The organism is Nonomuraea turcica (assembly GCF_030718205.1).
In the GTDB taxonomy this organism is placed as follows: domain Bacteria; phylum Actinomycetota; class Actinomycetes; order Streptosporangiales; family Streptosporangiaceae; genus Nonomuraea.
On the sequence record NZ_JAUZQF010000017.1, the window covers coordinates 300,765 to 311,286 of the forward strand.

The window sequence follows — 10,522 nt, forward strand, 5'->3', positions numbered from 1 at the left end:
GCGATCAGGGCCGCTAGGGTATGGACTGCTTGTCATATTCGCTATGAAAGCCTAGGCGTCTGCCGTGATCTCGTGGTGGCGCTCTTCGGTTTGGAGGCGACAGTCAGACCCCGCGCGTGATCATCCAGGCTGGCCGGTAGGCGTTGGTGAGGTGCCCGCCGACGACGCCGCTGAGCTGAGCCCTTACGCCCGCGACGCGGCGGGCAGTGCCCGTTCTGGCCAGGCAGGTGAGGGTGAGGCGGGCATGAAGTCGTTCACTTGTTCTACCCGCCAGGGCCAAATGTTGGTAGTCTTACGGTCACTGACGGTGAAGCTGGGAGCACGGGTGGGGTGCCGTATGCGGGCGTGCCGGTCGTCGAGTGGGGCCGCATGCCGGCCGATCCCGGTGCGACTCCTCAGCCTCAGCCTCAGCTTCGGCCTGAGCGAGGCGGGGCCGGTGGGTGCATGAGCAGGCTCACCGCGACGGCGACCTGCACCGCCCATCGCGCGATCGTGGAGCAGACCGGTCAGGTCGTCCCGCAGCCGCTGCTGGCCGAGCGGGTGGCCTGGTTGACCGGCCTGGCGCGGGAGCTGACCGCCGACCTCGTGGCCGGCCGGTGGAGTGCGGCGGATCTGGACGCCCTGGCCTCTGGGGTGGGGCTGGACGGGTGTGCGTTGCCGGCCAAGGGCTGGATGGCCGTGCGCAGGCTGGGCTGGGGCCTGAGTCCGGCTGCGGGCGTGCACATGTGTGATCGGGTGGCGCGATGCGCCCAGGAGCAGGCGGCCCGGCTGTTGCGGCTGGTGCTGCACCGCCGCGAGCTGGTGGCGGCGATCGTAGCGACCTGGCCGCGCGAGCCGGGCAAGCGGACCGACGCCGAATGGAACGCGTTGCGGGCGGTGCTGCCGGACGGGGTGGGCACAGCGGAGATCCGCAACCGCACCCGGCAAATCCGCGCCTACCGCGACGCGCACGACGGCATGCTGCCGGCGGATCTCACGCAACTGGAGGAGCCTCCCGCGTGTGCGGCGCAGATCGTGCTGGCCGCGGCCGACCGGCAACTGGCCACCCTGGAGCGCACCGGTGAACACGGCGCCCGGTTGCGGGTGAAGTTGCCCCTGACCGCGTCCCCGGCCTCCGCCAAGGACTGGGCCTGGCACCTGCTGCCCATCACCCTGCCGCCGACCGTCCCGGCGGAGGCGAAACTGTGCACCCCCACCCTGCGCGTGGCCAAGGGTCGGGTGCGGGTCGATCTGCCGTTCCAGATCCCGATCGGCTTCGCGCCGGCCACCGGGCATGTGATCGGGTGCGGCTTCGACTGGGGCCTCAACAGCCTGCTCACCGGCACGGTCGGGCATCTGACGGCCGAGGGCCGGGTCGTCTCGGATGGGCGGCCGCTGGCCTATGACGCGAGCGGCGTTTCGGCCAAGCTGCACCGGCTGCGGGCCGAGCGCGAGCACCTGGCCGCCAAGCGCAAACACCAGGAACGGCTGCTGGCGGGCATCACGCCCGCCGATCCCCGCTTCGCCGAACTGGCCGCGGCGTATGAGGTCATCAGCGTCGAGCACGAGCGGCTGTGCGCGCGCATCCGGCATTTGAACAAGGCGCTGGCCTGGTCGGCGGCCCGCTGGGCACTCGACCAGGCCCTCGCCGCCGGGGCGACGGTCATCTACGTGGAGGACCTGGCCACTTTGGAGGCACGCGGGCGGCGGGGACGGGCGAACGCGCGGCTGTCGGGGCAGGTGCGGGGGCAGGTGGTGGAGGCGATCCGGCATTTGGCGGCCAAGCACAGCATCGCCGTGGTCACCGTCCCCGCGCGCGGCACCTCCAAGTATTGCCCCCGCTGCGGTGACGGCACGTCGCTGCTACGGCATTGCCCGGCCCCGGACCGGCTCGCCGAGCGGGGGTGGGCGTGGGCGCACTGTCCGGCCTGCGGGCTGTCGTGTGATCGGGACTGGGCGGCGGCCGAACGCATCCTCGCGCGTGGCCTGCTCGGCCAGCAGGCCACCCGCACCGACCGCACCACCGGGACCCGCACCATTCGGCAGGTGGTGGAGGGCAACGTGGCCCGCGCCCGCCGAGCCCGCAAGGCGACCCGGGCCGCCCGCCGCGCCCGCCGCACCCGAACCGACCTGCACCCCCGCCCAGCCGCGCGAGACAGAGCCAAGAACCGGCCCACCCCCAAACGCCCCACCAGCACCCCCAACCGCCACGCGGCGAACAATGTGACGACCTCCAGCCGTGTGCCCGACCGGCGCACGGTGCCCGCCCCACCCCCCACCAGGGGTGGACAGCGTCCGGCGGGCCAAGCACCCCAGACGACCCGCCCAGCGGAACGAACAGGACTTGTGCGCGATCCTCACCAGCGGACCGGCTTCCACCGCGTCGCGGCCACCCCCGTACTCCCCCTGGGAGACTACGCAGACGGCCCGCCACGGCCACGCCCGCCCGACTTGCCCGAAATACTCAGGTAAACATAGAGAATCGCAGACGCTGGAGGCGAGATGGATGAGACACAGCTGCTCGACACCGCGACCGAGGCGGCCAGGTCCGTCGGCCCCCGGCTCCGCAAGGCGTTCCGCTCCCGGCCCGAGGTGAGCACCAAGCGCGACTTCCACGACCCCGTCACCGAGCACGACCGGGCCGCCGAGGAGGCCATCCGCGCGGTCATCGACGCGCGCGCGCCCGGCAGCGCGATCGTCGGCGAGGAAGGCGGCGCGACCGGCTCCGGCGACCTCACCTGGTATGTCGACCCCATCGACGGCACCGCCAACTTCGCGACCGGGCTGCCGTTCTTCTGCGTCTCCATCGCCGTCGCCGTGCGCGGCGAGCTGGTCGCGGGCGTCGTGTACGACCCGGTGCGTGAGGACGAGTTCACCGCCACCACCGCCGGCGCCTGGTGCAACGGCACCCCGATCCGCAGCCGCGGCGCGCGGGCCGACCGCGAGGCGATGCTCCTGTGCGCCTACCCCACGCCGCTCGACCTCGCCACCGAAGGGGAGGCGGCGCTGCGGCGCTACGGGCGGCTCCTGGAGTCGTTCTCCACGGTGCGGCGGCCCGGCAGCGCCGCGCTCAACCTCGCCCACGTCGCCGCCGGGTGGTCGGACGCCACGTACGGCACCGGGTCCCACCCGTGGGACGTGGCGGCCGGGGCGCTGCTGGTCCGCCAGGCGGGCGGCGTCTACGTGGGCGACCCGCTGGCGAAGGGCGACTATCTGGCGCACGTGGGCGGCTTCGACCTGGCCGGGTCGGTGCTGGCCGAGGTGAGCGTGCGCTCGTCCGGCTGAGCTGCGCCGGTGCGGGAACGGGGTCAGCGGACCAGGCCGGGCAGGTCGGTCAGCGTCGTGATGCGGGGGAAACCCGGCGGCGCCGGCTCGACGCCGAGGCGGTCGAGCCAGACCGAGCGCATCCCGGTCGGCGCCGGCCCGGTCACGTCCTTGTCCACGTCGCCCACCAGCAGCACCTCCTCCGGCGCCAGCCCCAGCGCGGCCGCCGCCCCGGTGTAGGCGGCGGGCGACGGCTTGAAGAAGCCGCCGAGCACCTCTCCCGTCAGCACCGTCCCCAGCGGCCCGGACAGCCCGATCGCGTGGACCTTCGCCTCCTGCATGCGCTGCCCGCCGTTCGTCAGCACGCCGAGCGCGAGCCCGGACAGCGCCGCCACGGCCTCGGCCGCGTCCGGGTAGGCGGCCCAGCCCTGACGGTAACGCTCGGCGAAGTCGGCGTAGGCCGCGTCCAGATCGCCCGGCTCGTCCACCAGCAGCTCCCGGCAGAGCGCCCGCAGACGGTGGCGCCGCTGCTCCTGCAGCGAGCACTCGCCCGCCTGCCACATCGCCAGATAAGGCCCCTCCAGCCCGGCCCAGAGTCCGGGCACATCGGCCAGGCGCGGGTGGCCGGGGGAGTGCGCCGACAGCCAGCCGGTGATCGCGGCGTCGGCGGCGGCCCGGTGGTCGAGCAGGGTGCCGTCGAGGTCGAACAGGATGCCTTTGATCATGACCCTCCCAGCCTACCGGCTCACGCCATGGCCTCGGCGGCGATGCGGGCGGCGGTCTCGCCGGGCGGGTAGCCGAGAGTGAGGCCGCGTACCGACAGCGGGGTCTGCGCGAAACGGGCCTCGCCGTCGTCGCCCAGGACGTAGTCCAGCGCGGGGGAGCGGTGGCGGTGCGCCTCCAGCGCCGCGGCCTCCCGCTCGGCAGGCTCCGGCGGGAGCACGTCCCGGTAGTCGGCGATCAGCGCGTCCAGGTCGAACAGGTGCGCGTACGGCTCCGCCCGCCCCGCCACCACCCGGATCACCTCCCCGATCACCCGCGCCTGGTACACCAGCCCGGCGCCGCCGCATTCGGCGAGCCAGGCCAGCGCCTCCTCGGGCGGCAACGTGAACGCCCCGTACGGCTTGCGCCCGTACAGCAGCGCCTCGGCGATCCACCGGTCGCACCAGAGCTCATCCGCGTACGGCACGGGCGCGGTGGGGTCGAGCGCCACCCCCAGGGACAGCACCGGGTTCCACGGAGACACCATGGGGTTGCTGAAGCGCGGCATGCGTGGGCCGAGCCAGTGGCTGAGCGGGTAGCCGAACCAAACGGTCACGATCTCCTCCTGCCGATCCGGCAGGAGGCGCTCGTAGACGCCGTTCATGAGCTGGCCCCCGTCGGGGTGCCGCCAGGGGCCGGGCATGACACCCTGGGGGATCGGTGGAGTGCGGTAGTCGGGATGCAGGATCCACGCGTCCGCCACGGTCTCCGTCCTTCCAGGTCGCCGTCTGCCAGAGCACCAGAGTGGCACATGGGTCAGCGGTGGGCGCGGAACTCGCCGGCCTGGCGGACGTGGTCGATCATGATGCGCTCCGCGCCGTCGCCGTCCCCGGACTCCAGGGCGGCCAGGATGCCCTCGTGCGCCTCCAGCTGCACCTTGACCTGGGCGTCATCCAGCCACAGCGACGCCTCGGCGGGCACGGGGAGGCTGTTGCGCACCGCCCTGGCGTGCGCGCCCAGGAACGCGGGCCCGCCGATGTCCACGATGCGCAGGTGGAAACGCCTGCTCTGCTCGCCGAGCCGGTCCTTGCCGCCCGCCGCCGCGTCGGCGGCCATCGCGGCGTGCAGCTCGCGCAGCTCCGCCAGCTCCTCCGGAGTGATCCGGGCCGCCGCCAGGCGCGCGCCGAGGCCCTCGACGACCGCGCGCAGGCCGTAATACTCCGCCAGCGCCTCGTCCCCCAGGTCCACCACGGTCGCCCCGTGATGCGCCTCGTAGCTGATCAGCCGGTCTTTCTCCAGCCTGCGCAGCGCCTCGCGCACCGGCGTCACCGACACACCGAGCCGCCTGGCCACGTGCCCGGCGCGCAACGCCGTGCCGCCGGGGATCCGCGCGCTGCGGATCTCGTCGAACAGCACGGTGTAGACGTAGTCGGCCTTGCTCATGGGTGGCCGCGGCTCTGTGCCTGACATATCCCCAGTGTCTCGTATAGCGGTCACATAGGTTGACCTATGACATATTTCTTATAAGTTACATACCCATGACGAGCCTCGGCGACCTGCGGGTCATCGACGCGGCGACGTTGTTCGCCGGTCCTTCCGCCGCGATGATGCTGGGCGACTTCGGCGCCGACGTGATCAAGATCGAGCATCCCCGGCGCGGCGACCCGTCGCGCGGCCACGGCGCCTCCGTGGACGGCGTGGGCCTGTGGTGGAAGACGCTGTCGCGCAACAAGCGCAGCGCGGCCGTCGACCTGTCCGGCGCGGAGGGGCAGGAGATCCTGCGCCGCCTGGCCGAAGGCTCCGACGTGCTGATCGAGAACTTCCGCCCCGGCACCCTGGAGCGCTGGAACCTCGCCCCCGACGAGCTCATGAAGCTCAACCCGCGGCTGATCGTGGCGCGGATGACCGGGTTCGGGCAGCGCGGGCCGATGGCCCGGCAGCCCGGGTTCGGGACGCTGGCCGAGGCCATGAGCGGGTTCGCGGCCATGACCGGGCCGCCCGACGGGCCGCCCACCCTGCCGCCGCTGGCCCTCGCCGACGGCATCGCGGGCCTCGCCATGTCGTACGCGATCATGGTGGCGCTGCACGCCCGTGACCGCACCGGACGCGGCCAGGTCATCGACATGGCCATCATCGAGCCCATCCTGGGCCTGCTGGGGCCGCAGATGACCGCCTACAAGGCCCTCGGCGTCGTGCCGCGGCGGACCGGAAACCGCTCGAGCAGCAACGCCCCGCGCAACACCTACCGCACCCGCGACGGCCGCTGGCTGGCGATCTCCACCAGCGCCCAGCCCATCGCCGAGCGCGTCGTCACCCTGGTCGGGCGGCCCGACCTGGTCGAGCAGCCGTGGTTCGGCACGGGGCACGGCCGGGTCCAGCACGTGGACGAGCTGGACGAGGCCGTCGGCTCCTGGATCGCCGAACGCGACGCCGCCGAGGTCATCGCCCGCTTCGAGGAGGTCCAGGCCGCGGTCGCGCCCATCTACGACGTGACCGACATCGCCGAGGACCCCCAGTACGCGGCGCTGGGCACGTTCGTCGAGCTGCCCGACGAGGAGCTCGGCTCGCTCACCATGCAGAACGTGTTGTTCCGCCTGTCGGACACGCCGGGCGAGATCCGCTGGCCGGGGCGGCCGCTCGGCCGGGACACCGACGAGGTGCTCGCCGAGCTCGGCTACTCCGGCGAGCGGATCGCGGCGCTGCGCGCGGCCGGGGTGATCGCATGAGTGTGCCCTGGTCGCCCGTGACCTGGTTGTACGTCCCCGGCGACCGGCCCGAGCGGTTCGCCAAGGCCGTCGCGTCCGACGCCGACGTGGTCATCATCGACCTGGAGGACGCGGTCGCGCCCGCGCGCAAGGACGAGGCCCGCGCCAACGCCGCCGCCTACCTGCGCGCGGGGACGGCCGGCGTCCCCGTGCACGTGCGGATCAACGACCTGGCCACCGAGCGGGGGCAGGCCGACCTCGCGGCGGTGGGGGAGCTGGCCGCCGCCGTGCGGGTGCCCAAGGTGGAGTCGGCCGCGGTGCTGGACATGGTCGCCGGCGCGCGGGCGTACGCGTTGCTGGAGTCGGCGGCGGGGATCGTCGCCGCCCGGGACATCGCCGCGCACCCGCGCGTGGCTGGCGTCGCGCTCGGCGAGCAGGACCTGGCCGCCGAGCTGTCCATCACCGACGAGAGCGCCATGAACCACCTCAGGCTGCAGGTGGTGCTCGCCGCCGCCGCGGCCGGCCTGCCGCCGGTCCCCATGTCCGTCTACCCGCACGTCAACGACGAGGCCGGGCTGGCCGCCTCCTGCCGGGCCGGTCGCGCGCTCGGCCTGTTCGGCAGGACCGCCATCCACCCGCGTCAGATCCCCGCGATCAGGCGGGCGTTCCGCCCCACCGAGGAGGAGGCGGCCAGGGCCGCCGAGATCGTCGAGGCGGCCGGACGTGCCGAGCGTGCGGGGATCGGCGCGGTCGCGCTGCCCGACGGCCGCTTCGCCGACGCCCCGATCGTCGCCCGGGCCCGCCGCACCGTGGCCCTGGCCCGGCGACTCGCCGACGAGGAGCCCGCGGAGGAGGAGTCACCCGCCGACGACAGGCCCGCGTAAGAACCGGCCCCCGCCGACGAGGCAGGGCCACGCACGCAGAATCACCCCCACCCCAATGGAGGACATCTCGCCATGGGAATCGCCGTATGGGCGCTCATCGCCTACATCGTGATCATCGTCGTCTGGAACGGCGTGCTGAAACGTAACATCGGCGAGGCGATGCTCATCGGGTTCGCCGGCGTGTGCCTCTTCGGCGGCGCCGACTTCTTCACGCTGGCCTGGGCGGGCATAGCCGACGCGCTGGCCGAGGAGGTCGTGTTCGCCGCGCTGGCCTTCGTGTTCATGGGCTATCTGCTCACCAGGCTCGGACTCATCCAGGAGCAGGTCACCGTGCTCAACTCGATCTTCGGGCGGCTGCGCGGCGGCGCCGGCTACGTCTCCACCTCGGCCGCCGCGCTGCTCGGCGGTCCCGCCGGGTCCGGCTCCGGCATCGCCGCCTCCGTGGGCTCGGTGACCATCCCGTGGCTGACCAGGTCCGGCTGGCGGCCCGACTTGGCCGCCTCGCTGGTCGCGGGCAACGCCGGACTCGGCATCTCGATCCCGCCGAGCTCGTCGATGTTCCTGCTGCTCGGCTCGGCCGCAGTGGCGCCGGTGCTCACCGCCGACCAACTGTTCGTGCCCGCGCTGATCGGCGGGTTGTGGACGGTGGCGTACCGGTTCGTGGTGGTGTTCGTGTGGGTGCGGCAGCACCGCATCGCGGCCGCCGGCGTGGCCGACCTAGTCCCACTGCGCGAGGCGCTGCGGGCCGGGTGGACGTCGCTGCTGGTGTACGCGGGAATCCTCATTCCGGTGCTGATGACGCTCGACTTCGGCGTGAAGCTGATGGAGTCGCGGGTCGGCGAGGAGGCGGCCGGCGACATCAGCATCGTGGTGTGGATCCCGGTGCTGACCGTGCTGGTGACCCTCGCCGTCGCGTGGCGGCGGCTGCCGCGCACCGCCCGCGCCTGGAGCGAGCTGCTCGGCGACATGGCCCCCAGGTACGCAGTGATCGGCGCGACGTTGTTCTTCGCCTTCGCGGCCGCGGCCGGCCTCGGCGAACTGGGCCTGGTCGACCAGCTGACCGCGATCATGAAGGGGCTGGACGCCCCGCCCGCGCTGATCGCCACACTCGTCGGCCTGCTGATCGTCGTCATCGCCGCGCCGCTGACCGGCACCGCCACGATCGCCGCGGTGGGAGGGGTGGCGTTCAGCGCCTTGACCGCGGCAGGGGTCGCGCCGGCCGCCGCGGCCACCGCGATCATGATCTTCGCCTCGACCGAGGGCGCCTCGCCGCCCGGCGCCGCCCCGATCTACATCGCCAGCGGCATCGCCCAGGTCGACCCCGCCAGGACATTCGGCCGCCTGATCATCTGGTTCGTCATCCCGACCCTGGTCATCGGCGTGCTGGTCGCGGCCGGCGTGCTGCCGATCTGAGAGGAGCCCCGTCATGAAACGCCTCACCATGGTTCTCTTCAAGATCGGCCTGGTGATGTTCCTCGTACTCGGCGTGTCCGTCGTGCTGGCCCAGGCCGCCGGCCTCGTCGCCGGCAGCCCCGGCCTGGTCTCGGGCGCCGTGTCCGCGCTGGGCCTGGCGATGACCGTGGCGGCCGGGGTGACCGGGCTGCTCGGGTTCGTGATGTCGTACCTGTTCCACTGGACGGCCCAGCCGGACGATGGCGGCGAGGACTAGGCCCACCAGCGGGCCGACAGTTCCTCGTCCTCCGGGGCCGGCCCGGGGAGCCCTCGGTGCGCCGGCGGCACCCGCAGCGAGTCCATCATGAGCGCCAGGTAGCGGTGGCGCAGCTGTGAGGTGCGTTCCTCGTCGCCGAGCTTGATCGAGGCGATCTGCTCGAACAGCAGCGCGATGTCCGCCGGCGTCACGTCCGGGCGCAACACACCGGCCTCCACCGCCCTGTGGTGCATCTCGGTGGCCAGGCCGCCGGCCCTGACCGCCAGCCGGCCCAGCTCCTCCGTCGGCTGGAACGTCCCCGCCAGCTTGATCGTCAGGGAGTTGGTGTCGGCGTCCACGATGCCGCGCAGGTATCCGGCGAACGCCTCCCACGGGTCTCCTTCGTCGGCCAGCGCCCGCTCGGTCACCTCGATGTAGAGCTCCAGCCCGTCGCCGCACAACTTCTGCAAGAGGGCTTCCTTGCTGGGGTAACGGCGGTAGAGCGCGCTGATCCCGACGCCTGCCTTCTCGGCGACTGCCGCGATGGGAGCGCCCGGATCGGCGGTGAAGACCGCCCGGGCCGCCTGGAGGATCAGCTCGTCGTTACGCGCGGCCTGGGCTTTGCGGCCGCTCATGGGAGTGGTGGTCATACCACCAGTATACGGGAACGAATAATTCCGTTCTGATAGTGGAGTGGCCACCCTCAGACCTGGCAGTTCAGGGTCGGGCTCGTAGCTCGTTCTGCTGCGCCCTGGTCAGCCGTGCCACCACCAGGTCGTAGGAGTGATCGATGAGGTCCAGCTCCCGCTCCGAGGCCGACCCAAGCGTGGACGTTACCGCAGAACCATCCACGCCCGTGTCCCGGCCTCGCAAGGGTCTCAGCGCCGGGGAACGCGCCGGCCTGTTTGTGGTCGAGCATCGCCCGGGCGGCGTCGTAGAGGCTGTCTCCGGCGTCGAGGTCGGACCACAGGTGCTGGGAGTCGATGTCGGCCCACCACTTGCGATCGTCGTCCGGGCCGTAGGTCTCGGTCAGCAGCGTCTGGCGCAGGTTGTGGCGGCCGTCACGCGCGGGGACGGGCTCGTCATCGAACGGGGCGCCGGGGCGGATCCGCCGCCGACGGCCATGGGGATGCAGCCTCCATCGGATCGACGGACAACACCGGTACGGCGAGCCGCCGGCCTAGCGCCTCGGCGTTCTCGCTCACCTCCTAACCTTGTTCTTTATCCTCCGGATTGTTGTGCTGAGCGGGGTTTGATCGTTTCGGGGACAGCAAGACGGCCTTGAGTGATCATGTGCGGTGTCGAGTCGCTAGTGATCGCTACAAGGCCGTGAGGGTGAG

The 10,522-nt window shown here is 72.4% G+C and carries 11 protein-coding genes; 6 read left to right on the top strand and 5 right to left on the bottom strand.

Going from position 1 to position 10,522, the window contains the following annotated elements:
• The first annotated feature begins 444 nt into the window (after positions 1 to 444).
• Both Q9G87_RS38405 and Q9G87_RS38410 read left to right on the top strand, forming a co-directional pair.
• Complete coding sequence (locus Q9G87_RS38405; RefSeq protein WP_305921491.1) at positions 445 to 2,451, top strand: transposase; 2,007 nt, start codon at positions 445 to 447, stop codon at positions 2,449 to 2,451.
• Between the two features lie 30 nt (positions 2,452 to 2,481).
• A complete protein-coding gene (locus Q9G87_RS38410) occupies positions 2,482 to 3,264 on the top strand; it encodes an inositol monophosphatase family protein (protein ID WP_305921492.1) in 783 nt (260 codons plus the stop codon).
• 23 nt (positions 3,265 to 3,287) lie between these two features.
• Here the strand turns inward: Q9G87_RS38410 and Q9G87_RS38415 are convergent, their stop codons facing one another.
• The 3 genes from Q9G87_RS38415 to Q9G87_RS38425 are packed head-to-tail and all read right to left on the bottom strand — an operon-like array spanning position 3,288 to position 5,415.
• Positions 3,288 to 3,968, bottom strand: coding sequence for an HAD family hydrolase (locus Q9G87_RS38415; RefSeq protein ID WP_305921493.1), 681 nt, complete (start codon positions 3,966 to 3,968; stop codon positions 3,288 to 3,290).
• 20 nt (positions 3,969 to 3,988) lie between these two features.
• Positions 3,989 to 4,708: a hypothetical protein gene (locus Q9G87_RS38420; protein WP_305921494.1), complete on the bottom strand. Its 720-nt coding sequence runs from the start codon at positions 4,706 to 4,708 to the stop codon at positions 3,989 to 3,991.
• A gap of 53 nt (positions 4,709 to 4,761) precedes the next feature.
• A complete protein-coding gene (locus Q9G87_RS38425; protein WP_305921495.1) occupies positions 4,762 to 5,415 on the bottom strand; it encodes a GntR family transcriptional regulator in 654 nt (217 codons plus the stop codon).
• Between the two features lie 68 nt (positions 5,416 to 5,483).
• Here Q9G87_RS38425 and Q9G87_RS38430 point away from each other — a divergent pair, with 68 nt between their 5' ends.
• From Q9G87_RS38430 to Q9G87_RS38445, 4 genes are all read left to right on the top strand, one after another.
• Positions 5,484 to 6,671, top strand: a complete 1,188-nt coding sequence (locus tag Q9G87_RS38430; RefSeq protein ID WP_305921496.1) for a CaiB/BaiF CoA transferase family protein — start codon at positions 5,484 to 5,486, stop codon at positions 6,669 to 6,671.
• Complete coding sequence (locus Q9G87_RS38435) at positions 6,668 to 7,534, top strand: HpcH/HpaI aldolase/citrate lyase family protein (RefSeq protein WP_305921497.1); 867 nt, start codon at positions 6,668 to 6,670, stop codon at positions 7,532 to 7,534. Before Q9G87_RS38430 ends, Q9G87_RS38435 begins: the two co-directional genes overlap by 4 nt.
• 72 nt (positions 7,535 to 7,606) lie before the next feature.
• Positions 7,607 to 8,947, top strand: coding sequence for a TRAP transporter large permease subunit (locus tag Q9G87_RS38440; RefSeq protein WP_305921498.1), 1,341 nt, complete (start codon positions 7,607 to 7,609; stop codon positions 8,945 to 8,947).
• A 13-nt stretch (positions 8,948 to 8,960) separates the two neighbouring features.
• Positions 8,961 to 9,203, top strand: coding sequence for a hypothetical protein (locus Q9G87_RS38445; RefSeq protein ID WP_305921499.1), 243 nt, complete (start codon positions 8,961 to 8,963; stop codon positions 9,201 to 9,203).
• Here Q9G87_RS38445 and Q9G87_RS38450 read toward each other — a convergent pair.
• Positions 9,200 to 9,832 (bottom strand): TetR/AcrR family transcriptional regulator, encoded by a 633-nt coding sequence (locus tag Q9G87_RS38450; RefSeq protein ID WP_305921500.1) that lies wholly within the window; start codon positions 9,830 to 9,832, stop codon positions 9,200 to 9,202. The genes Q9G87_RS38445 and Q9G87_RS38450 overlap by 4 nt on opposite strands.
• A 67-nt stretch (positions 9,833 to 9,899) precedes the next feature.
• On the bottom strand, positions 9,900 to 10,034 hold the full coding sequence (locus tag Q9G87_RS38455; protein ID WP_305921501.1) for an MmcQ/YjbR family DNA-binding protein: 135 nt from the start codon (positions 10,032 to 10,034) through the stop codon (positions 9,900 to 9,902).
• Between the last annotated feature and the right edge of the window lie 488 nt (positions 10,035 to 10,522).